Origin of the sequence: Streptomyces sp. NPDC020801 (genome assembly GCF_044334385.1) — a bacterium.
In the GTDB taxonomy this organism is placed as follows: Bacteria; Actinomycetota; Actinomycetes; order Streptomycetales; family Streptomycetaceae; genus Streptomyces.
Genome location: NZ_JBIRST010000036.1, coordinates 35042 through 57867, shown reverse-complemented (window position 1 = coordinate 57867; position 22826 = coordinate 35042). Strand labels below are relative to the sequence as shown.

The window sequence follows — 22826 nt, the reverse complement described above, 5'->3', positions numbered from 1 at the left end:
GCGAACGCACCCAGCCCGGCATGAGTTCGCGGATGTACGCCAAGGGCGGTGTCCTGGTGCCCAGCGAGCACCACATCGGCGCCTTCCACGACTGGCTGCAGAACAAGCTCGAGGTGCGGCCCACGCACTGACTCCTCCCCACCCCGATACCGCCCGTCCACCTGCTGTTGTGGCCCCTCCCGCAGGTGGACGGGCCACTTGGCTTGCCGCCCAGACCACCGCCCTGAGCGGGTTGCGCAACGTGCAACATGGAGCGCTATTGCGAACTGATGCTGCACCTCCCTTGACAACCCCCCGGGGTGGCGGAAAATATGTTGCGCATAACGAATTGCGTTGTGTTATACGAGACAAGTCCCCCTCAGGAGCCGGCATGAGGAGCATCACGGTCGTCGGAGCGTCGCTGGCAGGCCTGAGCACGGTCCGCGCGCTGCGCACAGAGGGCTACGACGGCGAGATCGTCGTCGTGGGGGAGGAGAGCCACACTCCCTACGACCGCCCGCCGCTGTCCAAGGACTTCCTCACAGGGGAGCTGGACGCCGACACGCTGGCTCTCGGCGACGCGGACGAGTACGAGGACCTGGACGTGCAGTGGCTGCTCGGCGAGCGCGCGGTGCGGCTCGACCCCGCCGCCCGGACCGTCACCCTGACCGGAGGAAGGCATGTGCGCACCGAAGGGGTGGTCATCGCGACCGGCGCCACTCCCCGCACGCTCCCCGGTACCGACGGGCCGGCCGGCGTCCACACCCTGCGTACCCTGGACGACGCTCTGGCCCTGCGTGCCGAGCTGTCGGACGGCCTGCCCCGGGTCGTCGTCATCGGCGCCGGCTTCATCGGCGCCGAGGTGGCGTCCACCGCCCACCGGATGGGGCTCCACGTCACGGTCGTCGAGGCGCTCGACGTACCGCTGGAACGCCAACTGGGGCGCGAGATGGGGCTGGTGTGCTCCTCACTCCACTCCGATCACGGGGTTCGCGTGCTGTGCGGAACCGGCGTGGCGGGACTCACCGGCAACGGCCGGGTCACCGGAGTACGGCTGGCGGACGGGCGAGAGCTGCCCGCCGACATCGTCGTGGTCGGGGTGGGCGTCAGGCCCGCCACCGACTGGCTCGCCGGTTCCGGCGTGCAGGTGGACGACGGCGTGGTGTGCGACGCCGGCTGCTGGACCGGAGTCCCGGGCGTGGTCGCCGTCGGCGACGTCGCCCGCTGCCCCAACCCGTTCACCGGACGGCACGCCCGCATCGAGCACTGGAGCAACGCCACCGAGCAGGCGAAGACCGCCGCCCGTACGCTGCTCTCCGGTGCGTCGGCCCCCGCCCCGCTCACCGCGCCGTACTTCTGGTCCGACCAGTACAAGGTGCGCATCCAGCTCGCCGGACACGTCGCCCCCGGCGACCGGCCCGAGATCGTCGATGGAGACGTCGACAGCCGCTCCTTCACGGCCGTCTACCGGCGCGAGGGCGCTCCCGTCGCCGTGCTCTCCCTGAACCAGCCGAAGTTCTTCAACCGGCTCCGCCGCACTCTCACCCCTGCCGCAGCGGTCGTCGCCTCATGAGCACCCCGTCTCGGCTCGCCCCGCCGTCCGAGCGGGACCTCGCCAGGAGCCTTCCACAGCACCTGCGTTATACGTGGGACCACGAGTGGCTGGTCGTGGACGAGGGCAACGCCACCGTCGGGATCACCGCATTCGCGGCGAAGGCCCTCGGTGATGTCGTCGACCTCCGGCTGCCCGAAGTCGGCACCTGGGTCGAGGCGGGGGAGAGCTGTGGGGAGATCACCTCGCTGACAGTCGTCAGCGGCCTGTACGCCCCCGCCTCGGGTGAGGTCCTGGAAGTCAACGCCGCGGTGGCCCGAGACCCCGGCGTCGTGGGCGCCGCTCCCTACACCGCCGGCTGGCTGTTCAGGCTCCGCGTCGAGAACATCGCCGGCGCCCTGTCCGCCGATGCGTACGCCGCCCACTGCGCCCACACACAAGGAGACCGTCGATGACCCTGTTCAACCAGCCCCTGCACGAGGTCGACCCGGAGGTCGCCGCCGCGGTCGACGCCGAGCTGAACCGTCAGCAGTCCACGCTAGAGATGATCGCCTCGGAGAACTTCGCTCCGCTGGCGGTCCTGCAGGCGCAGGGATCGGTGCTGACCAACAAGTACGCCGAGGGCTACCCGGGCCGCCGCTACTACGGCGGCTGCGAGCACGTCGACGTGGCCGAACAGATCGCGATCGACCGGATCAAGGAGCTGTTCGGCGCCGAGTACGCCAACGTCCAGCCGCACTCGGGCGCCTCCGCCAACCAGGCCGCCCTGTTCGCGCTGGCCCAGCCCGGCGACACCATCCTGGGCCTGGACCTGGCGCACGGCGGCCACCTCACCCACGGCATGAAGATCAACTTCTCGGGCAAGCAGTTCAACGTGGTCGCCTACCACGTGGACGCCGAGACCGGACTGGTCGACATGGCCGAGCTGGAGAAGCTGGCCAAGGAGCACCGGCCGAAGGTGATCATCGCGGGCTGGTCGGCGTACCCGCGGCAGCTGGACTTCGCCGAGTTCCGCCGGATCGCGGACGAGGCCGGCGCGTACCTGTGGGTCGACATGGCGCACTTCGCGGGTCTGGTGGCGGCCGGGCTGCACCCCAACCCGGTGGAGTACGCGGACGTGGTCACCTCCACCACCCACAAGACCCTCGGCGGCCCGCGCGGGGGCATCATCCTCGCCAGGAAGGACTTCGCCAAGAAGCTCAACTCGTCCGTCTTCCCGGGCTTCCAGGGCGGTCCCCTGGAGCATGTGATCGCGGCGAAGGCGGTCTCCTTCAAGGTCGCGGCGAGCGAGGAGTTCAAGGAGCGCCAGCGCCGCACGGTCGAGGGCGCCCGAATCCTGGCGGAGCGGCTGACGGCCGCCGACGCCCGCGAGGCAGGGGTGAACGTCCTGTCCGGCGGTACCGATGTGCACCTGATCCTGGTCGACCTGCGCGCCTCCGAGCTGGACGGGCAGCAGGCCGAGGACCGTCTCCACGAGGTCGGCATCACGGTCAACCGCAACGCCGTCCCCAACGACCCGCGCCCGCCGATGGTGACGTCGGGCCTGCGGATCGGGACGCCGGCCCTGGCCACCCGCGGCTTCACGGCCGAGGACTTCGCCGAGGTCGCGGACGTCATCGCGGAGGCGCTGAAGGCGCCCTCTCCCTTCGGGGCGGCCGACGCGCAGGCGCTCAAGGCCCGGGTGAAGGCCCTGGCGGACAAGCACCCGCTGTACCCCGGTCTCTAGGGCCTGTTGACAACCTCCCGCAGGGGTGTGCCGGGGCACGCTCGGCACACCCCGCCCATCCCACGGAGCATGGCGTGGCAATCAGTGTCTTCGACCTCTTCTCCATCGGCATCGGCCCTTCCAGCTCGCACACCGTCGGGCCGATGCGCGCCGCCGGGATGTTCGTCGCCCGGCTGAAGCAGGACGGCGTACTCGCGCAGACCGCCGCGGTACGGGCGGAGCTGTTCGGCTCCCTCGGCGCGACCGGCCACGGCCACGGCACCCCCAAGGCGGTGCTGCTCGGCCTGGAGGGCAACGAGCCGCACACCGTCGACGTCACCCAGGCCGACGTGGACGTGGAGCGCATCCGCAGCACCGGGCGCATCCGCCTGCTCGGTGCCGAGATCGGACCGGTCCACGAGATCGATTTCGACGTCTCGACCCAGCTGGTCCTGCACCGCCGGCGCTCGTTGCCGTACCACGCCAACGGCATGATCCTCTTCGCGTACGACGCCGAAGGTCTGCCGCTGCTGGAGAAGACGTACTACTCGGTGGGCGGCGGCTTCGTCGTGGACGAGGACGCCGTCGGAGCGGACCGGATCAAGCTCGACGACACCGTGCCGGCCCACCCGTTCCGCACGGGCGACGAACTGCTGCGCCTTTCCCGGGAGACCGGTCTGTCGATCTCCGCGTTGATGCTGGAGAACGAGAAGGCCTGGCGCACCGAGGAGGAGATCCGCGCGGGTCTGCTGGAGATCTGGCGGGTCATGCAGGCCTGTGTCTCCCGGGGTCTCGGCCGCGAGGGCATCCTCCCCGGCGGACTGAAGGTCCGTCGCCGGGCCGCGGCGGCGGCCCGGGCGCTGCGCAGCGAGGGCGACCCGGCGGGCCGCGCGATGGAGTGGATCACGCTCTACGCGATGGCGGTGAACGAGGAGAACGCCGCCGGCGGCCGGGTCGTGACCGCCCCGACGAACGGCGCGGCCGGCATCATCCCGGCGGTCCTGCACTACTACATCAACTTCATCCCCGGCGCCGACGAGGACGGCATCGTCCGCTTCCTCCTCGCCGCGGGCGCCATCGGCATGCTCTTCAAGGAGAACGCCTCCATCTCCGGCGCCGAGGTCGGCTGCCAGGGCGAGGTCGGCTCCGCCTGCTCGATGGCCGCCGGCGGCCTCGCCGAGGTTCTGGGCGGCAGCCCCGAACAGGTGGAGAACGCCGCCGAGATCGGCATGGAGCACAACCTCGGCCTCACCTGCGACCCGGTCGGCGGCCTGGTCCAGATCCCGTGCATCGAGCGCAACGGCATGGCCGCGGTCAAGGCCGTCACCGCCGCCCGGATGGCCCTGCGCGGCGACGGCCGCCACCACGTCTCCCTGGACAAGGTCATCAAGACCATGAAGGAGACCGGCGCCGACATGAAGATCAAGTACAAGGAGACGGCCCGCGGCGGCCTCGCCGTCAACGTCATCGAGTGCTGAGCAGCGGCTCCGGCCTCGACGAGCCGTCCTTCCGGCAGCCCGGCCGGCCGATGCCGGCCACCGGGGCTGACATCCCGGGCGCAAAGCGGAGCGACGGCCACGGACAGAACTGGGAGTGAGGCCATGGGACGGGTCACCGAGCGACGGCGCGTGTTGCGGATCCGGGACGGTGCGCCGAGCACACGCCCGGACACGCTGGTCGCGGAAGAGCCGTTGGAGATCCGCCTGAACGGCAAGCCCCTGGCCATCACCATGCGCACGCCGGGCGACGACTTCGCGCTCGCCGCCGGGTTCCTGGTGAGCGAGGGCGTCGTGGGCCGGGCCACGGACGTGGCGAACATCGTGTACTGCGCCGGGGCCACACAGGACGGCTCGAACACGTACAACGTCGTCGACGTGCAACTCGCCCCCGGCGTACCGCTGCCCGACATCACGCTCGAGCGGAACGTGTACACCACGTCGTCGTGCGGCCTGTGCGGGAAGGCCGGCCTGGACGCCGTACGGACCACGGCGCACTGGCCGATCGCCGACACGCCCCCGGTCCGGGTCACTCCCGAACTGCTGGCGGTGCTGCCCGACCGACTGCGGGCCGCGCAGCAGGTCTTCGACCGGACCGGGGGCCTGCACGCCGCCGGGCTGTTCTCGCCCGAGGGCGAACTGCTGGACCTGCGGGAGGACGTCGGCCGGCACAACGCCGTCGACAAGCTGATCGGCCGCGCGCTGCAGTCCGGCCGGCTGCCGCTGTCCCGGAGCATTCTGCTGGTGTCGGGGCGGGCCTCCTTCGAGCTGGCGCAGAAGGCGGTGATGGCGGGCATCCCGGTGCTGGCGGCGGTCTCGGCACCGTCCTCTCTCGCCGTGGACCTTGCGGCGGAGACCGGACTCACGCTCGTCGGCTTCCTGCGGGGCGGCTCCATGAACGTGTACGCGGGCGAGCAGCGCCTCGACCTGCACGCCTCGGCCCTGGCCGGAGGAGCGGCGAGGTGAGCCGGTACACGACCCGGACAGAAGGGCCCCGGTACGGCCCCGCCCGCGGCAGCGCCCTTCTCGGCCCGCCCCTGTTGCGGCCACCCGGTGCCCACCGCCGCCCGAGCCGTGTCGCGATGCTCAGCGTGCACACCTCACCGCTGCACCAGCCCGGCACCGGCGACGCAGGCGGTATGAACGTCTACATCGTCGAGCTCGCCAAGCGACTCGCCGGCATCGACATCGAGGTGGAGATCTTCACCCGCACCACCTCCGCCGCGCTCCCGCCCAGCGTCGAACTCGCGCCCGGCGTCCTGGTACGGCACGTCGACGCCGGACCCTACGAGGGCCTGGGCAAGGAGAACCTGCCCGCACACCTGTGCGCCTTCGCACACGGTGTGACGCAGGCCTGGGCCGGCCACCGCCCCGGCCACTACGACCTGGTCCATTCCCACTACTGGCTCTCCGGCCACGTCGGCCGCCTCGCCGCCGCGCGCTGGGATGTTCCGCTCGTCCACGCCATGCACACCATGGCCAAGGTCAAGAACGCCTCCCTCGCCGAGGGCGACGCCCCCGAGCCCACGGCTCGCGTGATCGGCGAGGGACAAGTCGTCCGGGCCGCCGACCGGTTGATAGCCAACACCGAGAAGGAAGCGGAAGAACTGCTCCGCCACTACGACGCCGACACCGGCAGGGTCGCCGTCGTCCACCCCGGTGTCGACCTGGAGCGCTTCCGACCCGACGCCCGCGGTGTCGAGGCCGGCCGGGCCGCGGCCCGGTCCCGTCTCGGCCTCCCGCAGGACGCCCTCATCCCCTTGTTCGTGGGCCGCATACAGCCGCTGAAGGCGCCGGACGTCCTGCTGCGCGCGGTGGCCCGACTTCTGGACGAGTGGCCGCGGCTGCGTGAGCGGATCGTGGTGCCGGTTGTGGGCGGGCCCAGCGGAAGCGGCCTGACCCAGCCGGAGGGACTGCAGAAGCTGGCGGCCCGGCTCGGCATCTCCGACGTCGTGCTGTTCCGGCCGCCGGTCTGCCAGGACCAACTCGCCGACTGGTACCGGGCGGCGTCCGTCCTGGTCATGCCGTCCCACAGCGAATCCTTTGGCCTGGTGGCCGTCGAGGCACAGGCCTGCGGCACCCCGGTGATCGCCGCCGAGGTCGGCGGCCTGCCCGTCGCCGTACGAGACGGGGTGAGCGGCGTCCTCATACCGGGGCACGATCCGGTCGACTACGCACGGGCGCTGTGCGGATTCGCCGACGACCCGGCCCGCTCCGTCCGGATGAGCCGGGCCGCGGTCCGACACGCCCGGTCCTTCGGCTGGGCCGCGTCCGCAGCAGCGACGGCGGAGGTGTACACGGCGGTCCTGCACGAGCGTCGGCTCACCGAATCATGACCCCGGTCCAGGGCATCGCCCGCACCCCGTCAGGATCAGGTCCGGGGCGCGTCCTGGGACCATGATGTGCCGGCCAGCGTCGTGAGAGCACCCGGCACTGTGCCGGCGAGCGCCGCCCGGGGGGCGTGCTCGCTGGTGAGGATGTCCTGGGCGATGCCGTCGGCTTCGAGCGGGGCGGCCGAGTGGAGCGCGGGCGGGCCGGGCCGGCAGGTCGGAGGGGGCCGGCTCGGTTGGGCGCGGCGGCCCCGCTTTCGTCACCGTGTCCCAACCTCGTGCAGCGATCTTGGCGGATCGGACGGCGTCGTCCGCCGCGCGACTCGCGATGCTGGGGCGATGCGTCAACCAGAGGTGCACGCCGTGACCGGCACGGCGGACGACCAGCATACGTACGAGACCGAGCTGACCGCCCAACTGGTCGCCGACATCGGGCGGCTCGTCCGCTGTGAGTCCCCGTCCGAGGACCTGGCCGCGGTCGCCCGCAGTGCCGAACTGGTCGCCGAGATCGGCGCCCGCCACTTGGGCACCCAACCGGAACGCCTTGTCATCGACGGGCGTACCCACCTGCGTTGGCGCTTCGGCGACACCCCGCGCGTACTGCTGCTCGGCCACCACGACACGGTGTGGCCGATCGGCTCGCTGGCCGGCCACCCCTTCGAGGCGCGCGACGGGGTGCTCCGCGGCCCGGGGTGCTTCGACATGAAGGCGGGCCTGGCGATGGCGTTCCACGCCCTGGCGGCCCTGCGCAGCGCGGACGGCCCGAACGACCTGGACGGCCTGTCCGGCGTCACCCTTCTGATCACCGGTGACGAGGAGCCGGGATCCCCCACTTCGCGCGAGCTCATCGAGGACGAGGCACGCCCGTGCGCCGCCGCCCTCGTCCTGGAGGCCGCCGGGCCCGGCGGCGCCCTGAAGACCGAGCGCAAGGGCGTGTCGCGCTACGAGGTGCTGGTACGCGGACGGGCCGCACACTCCGGCCTGGATCCGGAGCGTGGGGTGAACGCCACCCTCGAGGCGGCCCACCAGATCCTGGCTGTGACCGCACTGGGCGATCCCGTCCGGGGCACCGCCGTCACCCCGACCCGCCTGGAGGCGGGCACCACGGCCAACACCGTTCCCGCGGCGGCCCGTTTCGAGGTCGACGTTCGAGTCGGGGACACCGCCGAACAGCACCGTGTCGACACCGCCATGCGGGCTCTGCGACCCCACCTCCCGGGCGCCGCCCTGGAGATCCGGGGCGGCCCGAACCGCCCGCCCCTGCCCGCCGCGGCCTCACGGAATCTGTTCGAACGGGCGAACCGGCTCGTGGACGGACTCGGTATCGGGCCGCTCACCTCGGTCGCCGTCGGCGGCGCCTCCGACGGAAACTTCACCGCCGGCGTCGGCACGCCCACCCTCGACGGCCTGGGCGCGGTCGGCGGCGGCGCGCACGCCGACGATGAACACCTGCTGGTGGCGGAGCTGCCGAAGCGGACCCGCCTGCTGGCCGCGCTGGTCGCCGAACTGCTGGCACCCGGCGGCGCCGGGTGGTCCGCCCCGACGAAACCGGTCCCCTCCTCCTGTGCTTCCGGACCAGCTACGGGACGACACCGGATGGAACCATGACCGACGTGACCGATCTCCTCCGCGACCGCAACGGGTCCCCGCCCGTCGACGCGGCCTGCGCCGCGGCCGAGGCCGCCGCGCGCACCGCGGGCGTCGACATCCGCACCCTGGACGGCATGGCCGAACTCGGAGCCGTCCAACGCCTGTACGAGCGTGTCTGGCGCACCGGCGGGAACAACCCCCCCCAGTGGCGGCCGACCTGCTGCGCGCGATGACCAAGGCGGGCAGTTACGTGAGCGGCGCCTTCGAGGGAGACCGACTGGTGGGTGCCTGCTTCGGCTTCTTCACCCCACCGGCGCGCGGGTCCCTGCACAGCCACATCGCCGGGGTGCTGCCGCACCTGCGGGGGCGCAGCGTCGGGTTCGCGCTCAAGCTTCACCAGCGCGCCTGGGCGATGAAGCGCGGCGCCGACGAGATCTGCTGGACGTACGACCCGCTGGTGCGCCGCAACGCGTACTTCAACATAGCCAAGCTGGCCGCCGACCCGTCCGAGTACCTGCCGGACTTCTACGGCCCGATCGCCGATGACATCAACCGCGGCGACGACAGCGACCGGATCCTGGTGAGCTGGCGGCTGAAGTCGCCCGACGCCGAACTGGCCGGTGCCGGCCGTCCCCGGCTGACCGACGCGGGGGTCGCCCGGGCGGCGGGCGCGGTCGTGGGGCTGGGCGCCTCGGCGGTGGGTGGGCCGGTCGCCGGGCGTACCGACGCGTCGACCGTGCTCGTCGCCGTCCCCGAGGATGTCGAGGCTTTGCGCGTCAGTGACCCGGCGCGCGCCGCCGAGTGGCGTACGGCGGTCCGGGAGGTCCTCGGCGGGTTGTTCACGGAGGGGGCCCGGGTCCGCGGCTTCGACCGTGCGGGCTGGTACGTCGTGGACCGCCGGGCGAGCGGACCGGTGGCGACCGGAGGAACGGCGGCCGGGCGAGCCCCGGCGGGAACGGCCACAGCCGGGCAAGCCAGAAGAGGACGAGCAGCGGCCGGACGAGCGACGGGGACGGCGTCGTGAAGCTCACCGGAGTCGAGATGCGCACCGTCGAGGTGCCGCTCGTGTCACCCTTCCGGACCTCCTTCGGCACCGAGACCGTGCGCGAGGCGCTGCTCGTGCGCGTGGTCACCGACGAGGCCGAGGGCTGGGGCGAGTGCGGCGCGGGCGCCGCACCGCTGTACTCCTCGGAGTACACCCACGCCGCGGCCGACGTCCTGACCCGCTTCCTGGTCCCCGCGCTGGCCGGGGTGCCCGACCTGGACGCCCACCGGGTCGCCCCGGCCCTGGCCCCCTTCAAGGGCCACCGCATGGCCAAGGCCGCACTGGAGACGGCGGTCCTGGACGCGGACCTCCGGGCCCGCGGCGTCTCCTTCGGGCACGCCCTCGGCGCGGTCCGCGAGACCGTCCCGTGCGGGGTGTCCGTGGGAATCACCGATTCGATCGCCGCCCTGCTCGACGCGGTCGCCGTCCATCTGGACGCCGGTTACCTGCGCATCAAGCTGAAGATCGAGCCGGGTTGGGACGTCGAGCCGGTCCGCGCCGTGCGCGAGCGGTTCGGCGACATCCTGCTCCAGGTCGACGCCAACACCGCCTACCGGCGCGACGACGCCCGCCACCTGGCCCGCCTGGACCCCTTCGACCTGCTCCTGCTGGAACAGCCCCTGGCGGAGGACGACCTGATCGGGCACGCGGAACTCGCCGCGCGCCTGACCACACCGATCTGCCTCGACGAGTCGATCGTCTCCGCCCGAGCCGCCGCCGACGCCATCGCGCTCGGCGCCTGCCGGGTGGTGAACATCAAGCCCGGCCGGGTGGGCGGTTACCTGGAGGCCCGTCGGATCCACGACGTCTGCGCGGCCCACAGGGTGCCCGTCTGGTGCGGAGGCATGCTCGAAACGGGGGTCGGCCGGGCCGCCAACCTCGCGCTCGCCGCCCTGCCCGGGTTCGTGTTGCCCGGCGACACCTCGGCATCCGACCGCTACTACCGGACCGACATCACTCCTCCGTTCCGCCTGGTGGACGGGCGACTCGCGGTGCCGACCGGGCCGGGGATCGGCGTGACCCCGATCCCGGACGTGCTGGAGGCCGTCACGACCGCGACGACCTGGGTGCCCGTTCCCGCCGCGTGACACCCGCCCTGATTCCCCGCCCCTGCCCCCACCTCCCCGACCCTCCGACCGCGCGTGTGACCACCGCGAGTACGGCAATCACCAAGGCGGATGTCCCGTTCGACGAAAGAAGTGGAGCTATTTCGTCATGTGCGACGAACAACGACACACCGGGGCCGCGCTACTTTCGGCCCCGTGTTCATCCCCGTGACCAGCATCCCGCCGGCCAACCTCGGACGCGTCCTGGAGGAACTCGGCAGCACCCTGCTCGAAGTGGTCTGCGGCGACGTCGAACGCGTCGAAGCCATCGGCGGCATCGTCATCCACGACCCGCTCGACGAACCGGAACTCCCCGGCAACGCCCTGGTGATGGGGGTCGGCCTGCACGACCCCGCCGACATCGCGCGGGTCGTGACCCGGCTCGGGCGCCACGGTGCCGCCGCCCTGGTGGTCCGCGCGCCCGTCGTGGCCGACGAACGGCTGGTCGCGGCGGCGCGCGCCTCGGGCGTGGTGGTCCTCGCCTTCGCCCGCGGCGCCTCGTGGACGCACCTGGCCGGGATGCTCCGCACCCTCACGGCCGAGAACGGGGGCCTCCACGACGCGGGCGCCCCCGCATCCGGCCGCGCCGGGTCCGGCGACCTCTTCGCCGTCGCCAACGCCATCGCCGCGCTTCTCGATGCGCCCGTCACCATCGAGGACCGCAACTCCCGCCTGCTGGCCTTCTCAAGCCGCCAGGAGGACGTGGACCCCTCGCGCATCCAGACGATCCTGGGCCGTCAGGTCCCCGAGCACTACACCCGCATCCTGGAGGAACGCGGGGTCTTCCAGGCGATCTACCGCAGTGACCGGCCCGTCTTCGTGGACTCCCTGCCCGTGGTCGACGACTCCCACGAGCCGTCTGAACTGCCCCGCGCGGCCATAGCCGTACGCGCCGGGGACGAGATCCTCGGCACGATCTGGGTGGTCGCCCCCGAGCCCCTGGACGAGGTGCGCAGCCAGGCCCTCTACGAAGCGTCCAAGCTCGTCGCGATGCACATGGTGTCGCAGCGGGCCGACGCGGACATGGAGCGGCGGCTGCGCGCGGAACTGCTGGCCACCGCGCTGGAGAGCGGGCCGGCGGCACTGGAGGCGATCCGTCGCCTGGGCCTGGAGGACGAACCCGCAACGGTCCTCGCGCTCACCGTCGTCGACCCGGACACCGGCTCATCCCTGCCCGCCCGGCTCGCCGCCGAACGCAAGCGGCTCACCGACGCGTTTTCCATGCACCTGTCCGCCGTGCACCCGCGTGCCGTCACCGCGCTGATCGGCGACGTCGCCTACGGCATCCTGCCCCTCCCGCCGGGCCGGCAGGGAAGACAGGACGCACGGCTTGGGCGGGACGGACAGGACGCCGAGGAACGCGCGGCCGGCATCGCCTCCGAGTTCCTGGCCCGGGTCGGCTCCCGCCTGCGCCCGCTGATCGGAGTGGGCCCGCTCGCCGCCGACAACTCGGACCTGGCCCGGTCCCGTGCCGGAGCCGACCGGGCACTGCGCGTCCTGCGGTCCAAAGCCGCCGCCGGGCAGCAGGTGGCCCGGCTGGACGACGTCCATGCCGAGGCACTGCTCCTCGAACTCGCCGACCTGGTCCCGCGCGGGGACCTGCCGAGCGGTGCCGTCGCCCGGATCGTCGCCTATGACCGGAAGTGCCAGACCAGCCTGGTCGAGACACTGCGCAGCTGGCTGGACGCCTTCGGTGATGTGGCCGTGGCGTCGGCCGCGATGTTCGTGCACCCCAACACGTTCCGCTACCGGCTGCGGCGCGCGGCCGAGGTCGGCGGCATCGACCTCAATGACCCGGGGGCGCGCCTGTCCGCCATGATTCAGCTCCGGCTGATGTCCCTCAGGTCGGCCCGGGACGACTGAGCCGCCCACGCCGTTCCCGTCCCCGCCTCGCAGTCCCGCCTCGCAGTCCCGGCAGCAGGTCGCGCCCCCCGCGCTGCACGCCCTGTTGGTCCTACGAGCTCCGCGTGCCACGCGCCCCGTGATCCGCTCCGCCGCCCGTTCGTCGGCGATCCGGAACCCGGGGAGGTGGGCCCGCACCGGTGCGTCGAGGTCCAGCCTCCCCTCGTCGACGAGCTGCATGACCAGCGTCGCGGTCAGCACCTTGGTGACCGAGCCGACCTGGAAGAGCGAGTCGACCGTGGCCTCGACACCGGTGGCCGTGCTCAGCACCCCGGCCGCCGCCTCGACCACCTCGTCGCCGGCGCAGACCGCCACCGCCGCCCCGGGGACCCGGCTCTCGGCGAGCAGCCCCGGCAACCGGTGCCGCAACCACGCACCGATCTCCTCCAGTTCCTCCGGCTTCGGCACGGCGTTCCTCCTGCTCGACTCCGGTTGAGCATAGAACCCGCCGAAACCGCCCTCTTCGTCCATTGCCACCAGGAGCGGCCCACCGGTTCGTCCGCCGCGCCGAACGGGTCCGGAGCCGCTGCGGATCCTCGACTCGTTTGCGGTGACGGTGTCCGGCAATGTGCGCAAGGCCGATCTGCGCGAGAAGTGCGGCGTGCGGCGCGCCGGCCCGTCACAGGGCGCGGGCCGGCAGCACTCAGCCGGCCGGCCGCGCGGGGGAGTTCGCGTCAGCCGGCCGGTGCCGGGGGAGAGCCTGTGCCGTATCGGCCGGTGCCGCGCAGGGGAGTTGGCGTGCGCCGGCCGGCGCTGCGGGGGAGTTCCGTTCAGCCAGGCGGTGCTGCCGGAGAGTCGTCGTCAGCCGGTCAGTGCGGCCGGGGAGCTCGCGTCGTGGATGAGCAGGCGGGGAGTTCCTCCGCCGTCCGCGGGCACCGCCCACACGTCCCAGCCGCCGCCGTGCCGCGGCAGCCCGTACATCACCGTGCGGCCGTCCAGCCAGGCCGCCTGGTCGTCGACGCTGCGCGCCTCCGCGAGCGGCCTCTCCCGCATCGTCGCCAGGTCCAGCACGTACAGCCGCCACGGCCGGTTGGCGCTCGCGCTGACCCGCTTCTTGAACACCAGCCGGGTCCCGTCCGGCGACAGGGAGGGGCACTCCGCGTTGCTCCGCAGGGTGCGCGCGGCCCACTTCCGGTAGTCGCCCCTGACCAGGTAGGTGCGGCCCGAGGTGCGCACGGTCGCGTAGAAGGTGGTGTCGTCGGCGGCGAAGGTGACGCCCCAGTAGTTCACGTCGGCCGCCCGGTACGGCCGGCCGTCCAGCGTGAGCGGGATGCGCTCGATGTCACCGGTCAGCCGGCCGGTGCGGGTGTCCAGGATGCCGGTGCGCGTGGAGAAGTCCTCGCGCAGATAGGAGTCGCCGCGCACGAACATCGTCCACGACAGCATGGCGCCGTCACCCGAGACCCGGGCCCGGTTGGGAAAGCCCGCGGTGCGCAGCCGGCGCACCCCGTGCAGCGCGCGGTCGAGCACCGTGACGGACGTGCCGGGAACGGGTCCGGTGCGCTGCAGGCACACCCCGGTGCCGTGGGCGGCGTAGACCCGGTCGCAGGCCAGGGCGCCGACGGTGCGTGCCTGGCCGGGCCGGCCGGTGGCCACCGAGGCGATGCGGCCGAATCCGGCGCCGGGCGCGGTGTTCCGGAAGAGGATCCGGCCGGTGGTGTCCAGCCGCAACGTGCCCGTCGCGGCCGCGTCGGCGGTGTCGCGTGCGTGCCACACGTACCCGGTGGCGGCGGTGGCCGCGAGCAGCGCGGCCGCCAACAGGGTCCACAAGCGTCTTCTGGTGGTCATACGGGGCGTTCCTCCGGGTTGCGACCGGGCTCGGGTGCGTCGGCGGGGTCCGCCCCGGCGCTGTCCCTCCCGGCGGGATTGCTCTCGGCGGCTTCCTTCCAGGTCCGGCGGGGCAGGACGCACACCGCCAGGGCGATTCCCGTGCCCAGGGCGGACAGGGCCAGGATCAGCGCGGTGTGCAGGCCCCACCGGGACCAGCACGCCCCGAAGAGCACCGAGGAGGCCAGCGCGGCCACCGACTGCGCGGTCTGGATGAGCGACAGGCCGCCCGCCCGCAGGCGCGCGGGGACGAGCGGGCCCACGGCCGCCATGAGCACCCCGTCCGTGGCGGCGTAGAACACACCGTGCAGCGTGAGGACGACGACCACCAGCGGCAGGCCGGCCCGCGGGACGAACAGCAGCACACAGGCCGCGAGCAGGCTCAGGTGCCCGGCGACGAATGTCCGCAGCCGCCCGTACCGGTCGGCGAGACGCCCGAGCGGCACGGCCAGCAGCAGGTAGGCGCCGGCCGTGCCCAGCGGCAGCAGCGGGAAGAACTCCTCGGACACGCCGAGGCGTTGCTGGAGCAGCAGGTACACGAACGGGTCGCCGAGCACGACCGCGCCGAGCAGCACCGCCGCGCCGCCCACCCGCAGGAAGTCCCGCCGCCGGAGCAGGGCGAGCACGTCACGCAGCCCGGCCCGCCCCCCGGCCCCGGCCGTCCCTTCGCCCGGGCGGGCCCGGCGCGGCTCCCGCACCAGCACCCCGAGCGCCACGACCCCGAGGGCGGCGACGCAGAAGCTCACCACGAACACCGTGTCGTAGCGGCCGGGCGTGGCCAGCAGCAGGGCGAACGCCAGGAGCGGCCCGAGGAACGCCCCGGCGGTGTCCATGGCCCGGTGCACCCCGAAGGCACGGCCCAGCTCCGCCGGTGCACTGCTCAGCGAGATCAGCGCGTCCCGGGGGCCGGTGCGCAGCCCCTTGCCGGTGCGGTCGGCGGCGATCACCGCGCCGAGCAGGGGGACCGACGAACCCGCGGCGAGCAGACCCAGTTTGCACGCCGCGGACAGCGCGTAGCCGCCGCCCGCGACCAGCTTGCGCCGCTCCCACCGGTCCGCCGCGTGCCCGCCGGCCAGCCGCACCAGCGCGGTCACACCGGCGTACATGCCGTTGAGCGCCCCGAACTGCAGCGGGCTCAGGCCCAGCGTGAAGATGACGTACATCGGCAGCACCGCGGTGATCATCTCCGACGACACGTCGGTGACCAGGCTGACTGTTCCGAGCGCCAGCACGTTGGGGGCCACGCCCGCGGGCGTGCGGGCCCGGCGCCGTCCTCCCGGCCCCGGCCCGGGCGCCGGGGCCCCGAGGGGCCCCGGCTGATCGGCGGCCGGGGTGGTGGCCCGGCTCGACGAGATGTACATCGCTGCCTTTCCTCAGCCGTCGATCTCGTAGGAGTCGCCGTAGACCTTCCAGCGCAGCGGCGGATTCAGGTCGAGGTTGTGGTTGCGCAGGAAGACCCGCTGCTCGGTGTCGACCCTGCTGGTGTCGCTGTGGGCCTCCTCCTGCTTCATGGCCCACACCCGCGCGTCCAGGAACGCGTTGAGGTACTTCACCTCGTCGCCGCCCTGGGACGGCGGCTTGGCGCTGCGCAGGGCCCGCTTGCGGATGCCGCCGAAGCTGGTCGCCTCGTTGCCGGGGCCGTGCATCACGATCGCGTCGTAGTACGCGAACTGGCCGAGCGCGCGCAGCCCGTCCGCCTTGGCCTGCTTGAGCGCCGGGTTGAAGTACACCCGGTCCCGCTCGTCGTCCTGGGCCCGGCGGAAGACGGCGTCCTTGGCGGCCTTGTGCCAGTCGCGGACGAAGGCGTCGCCCAGCCCGGCGTGCGAATCGGTGCCGTTGACCTTGCGCAGCGCCGGCAGGTACTTGGCGAGCACGTTGCCGGGCTTGAGGTCCGTGTAGTGCTCGACGAGGTCGAGCATGTCACCCGTTCCGGAGCAGAAGCCGATGATGCCCGCCGTGTAGCCGCGGCCGTCGTCGATGTCCTCGATGTAGGTGTACTGGGCCTTCCAGTCCAGTGAGGAGTTCTCCGCGCTGGAGACCAGCTCCATCGCGATCTCCTTCTTGGCCGGGTCGTCGAGGTTCTTGCCCGTGCGGGCGGACGGCGGGGTGGTCGAACCCTTGCCGTACACCTCGAACTCGTAGAGCGAATAGCCGTACGACGTGCCGCGCTTGGTGCCGTACACGCGTACGTACCGTCCGTGGCCGGTCACCGCCAGGTCGTCGGTGCCGCCGTTGCCTGTGGTGGTGGAGTACACCGTCTGCCAGGTGGAGCCGTCCTGCGAGGTCTGGACGCTGTAGGCCTTGCCGTAGGCCGCCTCCCAGGTCAGCCTCACGCGGCTGATGTCGGTGTCGGCGCCGAGGTCCACCGAGATCCACTGCGGGTCGGAGCCTTCCTTGCTGCCCCAGCGGGTGGCCGGGTCGCCGTCCACCGCCTTGGCCCCGGCGAACGCGCTGCTCTCCGTCGACGAGGTGCGCACCGGCCGGTTCAGCGCGATGTTCGCCGAGCCGCCGGGCGGGGTGGTGCCGCCGGTGTCCCAGATGTCGGTGAGGGGCTTGCGCGAGGCGGCCGAACCGAGTGCGGGCAGCCCGTGCATGTCCTCCAGCGTGCGCAGCAGCGAGTAGAGGTCGCCGCGGGCGGTGGAGGTGTACCCCTGCTTGACGTGGGCGCCGACGATCAACGTGGGGATGTGGTTGACGTTGTCGTCGCCGTCGTCCTCGTCCCAGGTGACGATCAGCGCGCTGTTGTGGGTCTTCGCCCACTGCACATAGCCGTCGAGGTGCTTGCGCAGCCAGTCGTCGCCCTGCCGGACGGTGCCGTCGTGCATGTCGTTGTTGAGGGTGGGGGTCACGAACGCGACGTCGGGCAGCTTGCTGTAGTCCGTCGGGAAGCGGTCGAAGCGCAGGTTGGAGGAGGCGGGGACGTTCTTGAAGTCCACCCAGCCGTTGTGCTTGCGGGCGTAGCCTCCGTCGTCGTTGTCCCCGCAGTCCTTCGAGCCGTCGGACGGCAGCCCCTCGGAGTAGCCGATGAACGAACCGCCGTGCGTGAGGAGCTGGTTGCCGAGGTTGTCGTCGTTGAAGTCGTACGGGCACTCGTCGTCGTCGATGCCGTGCGTGGAACCCGAGAACAGCGCCACGTAGTTGCCCTGGCTCGGGTGGGTGATGCCGTGGAAGTCGGTGAACGAGACCCCTTGCTTGGCAAGGGAGTTGATGTACGGGGCATTGGAACTGCCCATCACGTTCTCGTAGTACTTGTTCTCCTCCGTCACGACCACCACGTGGTCGAGCTTCGGTACACCGCTCGCGTCGGCGGTGGCCGTGGTCTCGGCGCTCGCGGCCTGCGAGGTCGGCGCCGCCGGGCTCGCCGGGGCGGTGGCGAGACCGAGCAGGGTCAGCGCGGTGCTGGCGCCGGCCGCGACAGTGGTCCGTCGCAGCCGGCGTCTGGTGGGCGTCATGCTGAACTCCTTGATGAGGGGCGTGGGGGCGCCCGCGTGCAACAGGGGTGAGCAGCGCCTGGGCGACTTGCGGCAGGCGGCGGTCCGGCGGGCGCCCCGAGGCGGGCGCTGCGGAACGGCCTGTGCGGCAATCAGGCTGGAAGCGGCATACGGCCGCCGACGGCCGGGGCACCGGCATCCGGCCGCAGGTATGGCCATGGGATGCGGTGAGCGCGTCGGTTCGGAACTTCCGCGCCAGGCCGCCGACCGAATTGGTACGCCCGCCCGCACGGGTCTGTCAACGGTCCCGCCGGGTTCCGCGCGCAGTCTTGACGGGACCACAACAGCGACGGTATTTATCTGTTAGGAAAGTTTCCTTACCAGCCTGGGCGGGCCTGAGCCGCGTGGCGACCGCAGCCCCGGTCCGCTCAGGCGCCCCGGAGCGTGCAGCGCGTCGGCCGACTCGCTCACGGTTGTGATGCGCCCGTCAGGCCTGGCACGAACAGCGGAACGGCCGGCGCGTCGACGCGAGTCCCGGCCCGATCGCCGTACCCGGCGAGCGAGAAGGATCCACAGGCCGCGGACCCCGTCATCGCGGTCAGCCACAGGCACTCCACGCGACCGCCGCACCAAGCGCTATCCGCCTCTGGTGGCTCCCCGGCCGGTCCTGGTAGTGGCGTCGCGGAATCTGTGCAGGTCACCCCTCGTAGGGGCGGGCGTGGTCAGGGGCCGGACGTCCCCGTGCCACCGCTCCCCTCCGGTCGCTCTTGGTGGGTGACGCAGTACGCGCGGGCTTGTCGGCCGCGGTGAGGTCGCCGTCCTCCCTGTTCAGGCCACGGTGGTGCTGGTGTTCGTTCAGGGTGGTGGGACTGCTTGTTCGGCCCAGATGACCTTCCCCCGGGGGATGTAGCGGGTGCCCCAGCGTTGGGCGAGTTGCGCGACGAGGAACAGGCCGCGGCCGCCTTCGTCGGTGGTGGCGGCTTGGCGGAGGTGGGGGGAGGTGTTGCTGGCGTCGGAGACTTCGCAGACCAGGGCCTTGTCACGCAGGAGGCGCAGATGGATGGGGCCGGTGGCGTGGCGGATGGCGTTACTGAGGAGTTCGGTGACGATGAGTTCCGTGGTGAAGATGGCGTCCTGCAGGTGCCAGTCGGTGAGGCGTTTGGTGGCGGCGGCTCGGATGAGGGGCACGATGGCGGGGTCGGCGGGCAGGTGGTTCCAGCTGGCAATGTGGTGGGAAGGCAGGCCGTGGGCGCGTGCGACGAGGAGGGTGATGTCGTCGGTACGCGACTGGGGGGCGGGCAGTTTTTCGATGGCGGCCTGGCAGGTCTGCTCCGGCGAGCGGCCGGGGTGGGCGAGAGTTCGGCGGAGGTCTTCCATGGATACGTCGACGTCGTGCTGCTGGTCTTGGAAGAGTCCGTCGGTGTAGAGGACGAGTTGGCTGTCGTCGGGCAGGTCGATGTCGACGGCTTCGAAGGGAAGTCCGCCGAGGCCGAGTGGGGGGTTTGCGGGGAGTTCGGGGAAGGTGGCCGTGCCGTCGGGTTGGACGAGGGCGGCGGGAAAGTGCCCCGCGCGGGCGAGGCTGCACCGGCGCGTGGTGGGGTCGTAGACGGCGTACAGGCAGGTGGTTCCTATGAGGACGTCGGCGTCGCGCTGGTCTGTGGTGACCATCTGGTCCACGAGGTTGTCGAGGTGGGTGAGGAGTTCGTCGGGGGCGAGGTCGAAGGCGGAGAAGTTGTGGACGGCTGTTCGAAGGCGGCCCATGGCAGCGGCGGCGTGCACGCCGTGGCCGACGACGTCGCCCACGACCATGGCGATGCGGGTGCCGGAGAGGGGGATGACGTCGAACCAGTCCCCGCCGACTGCGGCGTGGGCGGGCAGGTAGCGGTGGGCGGTTTCGAGGGTGGTGTGCTCCGGGAGGACCTCGGGCAGCAGGCGGCGTTGAAGGGCGAGGACCGCGGTGCGCTCGCGTGTGTAGCGGCGTGCGTTGTCGATGCAGACCGCGGCGGAGGTGGCGAGTTCCGATGCCAGGGAGAGGTCGTCGTCCTCGAACGGGGCGGAGCCCTGAGCGCGGTAGAAGCTGGCGGCGCCGAGCACGGTGTCGCGGGCGGTGAGGGGGACGACGATGAGGGAGTGGATTCCCTGGTCGAGGATTCTTGCGGCGCGTTCGGGGTCCTGGGCCGCCCAGCTGTCGGCGGCTGTCAGGTCCTGCTCGATGACCGGGCAGACGCATGCAAGGCATCTGGCCTGCGGAGTGTTGGGCTCGAAGACGACCTGGTCGCCTGCGGCGTAGAAGGGGATGTCGTGTTGTCCGCTCACCGCGGCGCGGTGCACCCGCGGGTCGCTCGGCGAGGGGTCGTCGCCGCTGAGTACGGCGGGGTGGAGATCGACGGTGGCGGCGTCGGCGAAATGGTCGGTCACCACCTGAGTGAGTTCTTCGGCGGTGCGGATCACGTCCAGGGTGGTGCCGACGCGGCGGCTGGCTTCGTGCAGAAGCTGCAGGCGATTGCGTGCGATGACGGCGGAACGGCCGGCGCTGGGCTCACCGACGGCCTGCAGCCATCGGGAGGTGCCCTCGTCGGCCGTACGGGCGGCCGGCGCCGAGGCGGCACGGTCGGGCGCGGGAGCGGAGGGTGAGGGGCCGGATTCGCGTGCCTCGAGAGCGTGGTTTTCGGGGCCGGAGGGCCGGGATGTCGGCCGCTGCAGGGGTTGACGTCCTGCCGAGTGCACCGGGGCGGAGGCCGACTCGGCCGGGAGGATCGCTTCGACCGCCAGGCCGTCGAGTCCTTCGGCCACCGGTTCGGCCAGGAGTGTGACCACGCGGCCGCTGGACAAGGGGACCTCGGCGGCCGCCCTTTGACCTGAGGCGATCAGCTCCAGCGCCTTCTCGTCGAGCAGGAGCCGGTCGGCCCTGCTCAGACTGTCCATGGCCGGTGATGCGAGGTCGATGCGGTTACCCTCCCCGGCCCGGGCGCGGTGTGCCGCGTCCGTGTACGCCCGCAGCAGGGCACGTTCCCGCTCCGTTTTCCCCTCCAGCAGTCTGCGTTCGATGTCGAGGGCGGCCCTGCGGACCATGACTTCCTCTTGCAGCGCGGCGGCCTCGGTCCTGCGGAGGGCAAGATCCAGGACTCCGACGATTCGTCCGCTGAACGGATCGTGCACCGGAGCGGCGACGCAGTCTTCCACGATCCAGGAGTCGGCGAAGTGCTCGTGGCCCACGACGCGGGCGATGCCCCTGTCCATGAGGGCGAGCCCGATGGAGTTGGTCCCGGCAAGCGATTCGCGGAAGCTGAAGCCGGGCGTGCTGCCGCCGACCTCCTCCAGGTACCGGGTCACCTGCTCTCTGCCCGGGGTGCATTTGAGCACCACTCCCTCGCTGTCGACGAGGGTGACGGTTGCCCACGCCCCGGAGATCTCGGCGACCAGCCTGTCGTACACCGGCAGTGCCGCGTGAACGAATTCGGTGTCGAGATCGGGTTCTCCTTGGTAGGCGGCCTGGACATTTCCCGGGGTGAGTCCGAGTGCCCGGCAGCGGCGCCAAGAGGAGAGGATTTCGTTCCGTAGGCCGACACCGACCTGCTCACCGGAGAAAAACCGCTCGCGGCTACGGGCGGTGAATTCTTCGCTGCGATGGTTGGTTGGCAACTGCACCACTTCCCGACCGGGAAATATTCGGCTACGGCGCTAAACGCAGAATACACCCCGGTGTGACTGACGCTGCGTGGCCGCATGTGTTCGGCGGGTACCTGCCCGACGTGCCGCCACCCGTCCGGATCGTCGGGCGGGCCCCGGGCCGGGCAGCGGCTGCCCGGGCGGCTCGGCCCCGCCGAGATCGCCGAGCACCCGGCCCGTACGGCTCGACCGGGCGGCCCACCGGCCCCGTGATGTCGTCGAGCGCTGCTTCAACCGGCTCGAGCACGACCAGTTCAGCATGTGCGCGCGAAGCGGCCGGCCTGTCCCGGTCCACCAACGCGCGGCCGGTGCTCGTGGCGTAGGCGGCGAAGACACCTGTCCGGCAGTTCTCGGTGCGGCCGGCGGTGCCGGAGTATTGGTGCTGTACCACGGCCGCGACGCCTCACTCAAAGGCGCAGACACGGCTGAAGCCGTTCCCCTGGCCGGACTGCTGCAACCCGGCGCCGCTGCCACTCCGCCCTCGGCTCCCGCACGCCAGTCGAGTTCGAACAACAGCTGATCCCATCACGTGCGCTGTCCTTCATCGCCTCAAACCCCGTGTCCACACCCGAGGTTGAGCCTCATCCACCCGCTTGCCCCAGGACGAAAGACACCAGCGGCGAAATGTTCCGATTGCCGCATGAGCGATGCGGCGGCAGCTCACAGGTAGGTAGTTCTGCGGATGGTGCTCCACTGGCGCGCCTTCTAGGGTTGCGTTTGCTTTCTTTGCTCCCAGGGCCCCCACTCCTGAAAGCCTCCGATTCCCATGACCGAAATAACTGCCGATACGTCCGAGGACACTTTTTCGGGCAGCCGGCACCGGCACTGCAAGCGCCGGCGGAATGGCATGGGAACCGGTCTGGGCCGGGGCTCCGCCGTCGCCAAGGCCGTGCCCGCGGCGACCACGCACGCTCGGCTCGGAGTACGCGCTGAGCGGTCTGACACGGGGCAATGACGGCAAGTGGAAGGTGTTCTCCTTCGTCGAGAACGGCTCCACGGCCGACCCGAACGCCATCAAAGACGCCATGGACGACCTCGCGGCGACCGTCAACGGCTGCTTGGCGGGCGCGCGGCCCACGCCCGAGCCCGCGGACCTCGACACAGTTGCGCCGTTTGTGTCCATCCCTGGCAACTCTCACCGTGCGGGCCGCACGCACGCCGCGCGCGTCCCCGCGCCGAAAGGAAGCCCAGCCC

Annotated in this window: 14 protein-coding genes and 5 pseudogenes; 13 read left to right on the top strand and 6 right to left on the bottom strand. The window is 71.8% G+C overall.

What is annotated here, in order from left to right; genetic code table 11:
• From ACH4UM_RS39195 to ACH4UM_RS39140, 12 genes and pseudogenes are all read left to right on the top strand, one after another.
• Nucleotides 1-131 (top strand): annotated as a pseudogene (locus tag ACH4UM_RS39195) (ring hydroxylating dioxygenase); the annotation flags it as partial.
• A 239-nt stretch (nucleotides 132-370) separates the two neighbouring features.
• Nucleotides 371-1552, top strand: coding sequence for an NAD(P)/FAD-dependent oxidoreductase (locus ACH4UM_RS39190; RefSeq protein ID WP_398190657.1), 1182 nt, complete (start codon nucleotides 371-373; stop codon nucleotides 1550-1552).
• A complete protein-coding gene (locus tag ACH4UM_RS39185) occupies nucleotides 1549-1986 on the top strand; it encodes a glycine cleavage system protein H (RefSeq protein ID WP_398190653.1) in 438 nt (145 codons plus the stop codon). The genes ACH4UM_RS39190 and ACH4UM_RS39185 overlap by 4 nt, the downstream gene beginning before the upstream one ends.
• Nucleotides 1983-3257 carry a serine hydroxymethyltransferase gene (gene glyA, locus ACH4UM_RS39180; protein WP_398190650.1) on the top strand — a complete coding sequence of 425 codons (1275 nt, stop codon included), beginning with the start codon at nucleotides 1983-1985 and terminating at the stop codon, nucleotides 3255-3257. The genes ACH4UM_RS39185 and glyA overlap by 4 nt, the downstream gene beginning before the upstream one ends.
• Nucleotides 3258-3331: 74 nt before the next feature.
• Nucleotides 3332-4714 (top strand): L-serine ammonia-lyase, encoded by a 1383-nt coding sequence (locus ACH4UM_RS39175; RefSeq protein WP_398190647.1) that lies wholly within the window; start codon nucleotides 3332-3334, stop codon nucleotides 4712-4714.
• 123 nt (nucleotides 4715-4837) lie between these two features.
• The gene (fdhD, locus tag ACH4UM_RS39170; RefSeq protein WP_398190644.1) at nucleotides 4838-5698 is read left to right on the top strand and encodes a formate dehydrogenase accessory sulfurtransferase FdhD; all 861 of its coding nucleotides are present in this window, start codon (nucleotides 4838-4840) and stop codon (nucleotides 5696-5698) included.
• Entirely contained in the window at nucleotides 5695-7068 is a 1374-nt protein-coding gene (gene mshA, locus ACH4UM_RS39165) for a D-inositol-3-phosphate glycosyltransferase (protein ID WP_398190641.1), read from the top strand. Before fdhD ends, mshA begins: the two co-directional genes overlap by 4 nt.
• A gap of 333 nt (nucleotides 7069-7401) precedes the next feature.
• Nucleotides 7402-8670 (top strand): M20 family metallopeptidase, encoded by a 1269-nt coding sequence (locus ACH4UM_RS39160; RefSeq protein ID WP_398190638.1) that lies wholly within the window; start codon nucleotides 7402-7404, stop codon nucleotides 8668-8670.
• A gap of 5 nt (nucleotides 8671-8675) precedes the next feature.
• Entirely contained in the window at nucleotides 8676-8885 is a 210-nt protein-coding gene (locus tag ACH4UM_RS39155) for a hypothetical protein (RefSeq protein WP_398190635.1), read from the top strand.
• Nucleotides 8858-9676 (top strand): GNAT family N-acetyltransferase, encoded by an 819-nt coding sequence (locus ACH4UM_RS39150; RefSeq protein ID WP_398190632.1) that lies wholly within the window; start codon nucleotides 8858-8860, stop codon nucleotides 9674-9676. Before ACH4UM_RS39155 ends, ACH4UM_RS39150 begins: the two co-directional genes overlap by 28 nt.
• Nucleotides 9673-10785 (top strand): o-succinylbenzoate synthase, encoded by a 1113-nt coding sequence (menC, locus tag ACH4UM_RS39145; RefSeq protein WP_398190629.1) that lies wholly within the window; start codon nucleotides 9673-9675, stop codon nucleotides 10783-10785. Before ACH4UM_RS39150 ends, menC begins: the two co-directional genes overlap by 4 nt.
• 174 nt (nucleotides 10786-10959) lie before the next feature.
• Nucleotides 10960-12666, top strand: coding sequence for a PucR family transcriptional regulator (locus ACH4UM_RS39140; protein ID WP_398190626.1), 1707 nt, complete (start codon nucleotides 10960-10962; stop codon nucleotides 12664-12666).
• A 177-nt stretch (nucleotides 12667-12843) separates the two neighbouring features.
• On the opposite strand, the pseudogene ACH4UM_RS39135 reads toward ACH4UM_RS39140, so the two are convergent.
• The 6 genes and pseudogenes from ACH4UM_RS39135 to ACH4UM_RS39110 all read right to left on the bottom strand — a co-directional run.
• Nucleotides 12844-13176, bottom strand: a pseudogene (locus ACH4UM_RS39135) (serine hydrolase domain-containing protein); the annotation flags it as partial.
• A gap of 330 nt (nucleotides 13177-13506) precedes the next feature.
• On the bottom strand, nucleotides 13507-14493 hold the full coding sequence (locus tag ACH4UM_RS39130; protein ID WP_398190623.1) for a hypothetical protein: 987 nt from the start codon (nucleotides 14491-14493) through the stop codon (nucleotides 13507-13509).
• Nucleotides 14490-15893, bottom strand: a complete 1404-nt coding sequence (locus ACH4UM_RS39125) for an MFS transporter (RefSeq protein ID WP_398190620.1) — start codon at nucleotides 15891-15893, stop codon at nucleotides 14490-14492. The genes ACH4UM_RS39130 and ACH4UM_RS39125 overlap by 4 nt, the downstream gene beginning before the upstream one ends.
• 12 nt (nucleotides 15894-15905) lie before the next feature.
• Nucleotides 15906-16610 (bottom strand): annotated as a pseudogene (locus ACH4UM_RS39120) (chitosanase); the annotation flags it as partial.
• Nucleotides 16611-16679: 69 nt separating this feature from the next.
• Nucleotides 16680-17765: pseudogene (locus ACH4UM_RS39115) on the bottom strand (alkaline phosphatase family protein); the annotation flags it as partial.
• Nucleotides 17766-18818: 1053 nt separating this feature from the next.
• Nucleotides 18819-21398, bottom strand: a complete 2580-nt coding sequence (locus ACH4UM_RS39110; RefSeq protein WP_398190617.1) for a SpoIIE family protein phosphatase — start codon at nucleotides 21396-21398, stop codon at nucleotides 18819-18821.
• Nucleotides 21399-22540: 1142 nt separating this feature from the next.
• On the opposite strand from ACH4UM_RS39110, the pseudogene ACH4UM_RS39105 reads away from it, so the two are divergent.
• Nucleotides 22541-22696: pseudogene (locus tag ACH4UM_RS39105) on the top strand (D-alanyl-D-alanine carboxypeptidase); the annotation flags it as partial.
• Nucleotides 22697-22826 lie beyond the last annotated feature (130 nt).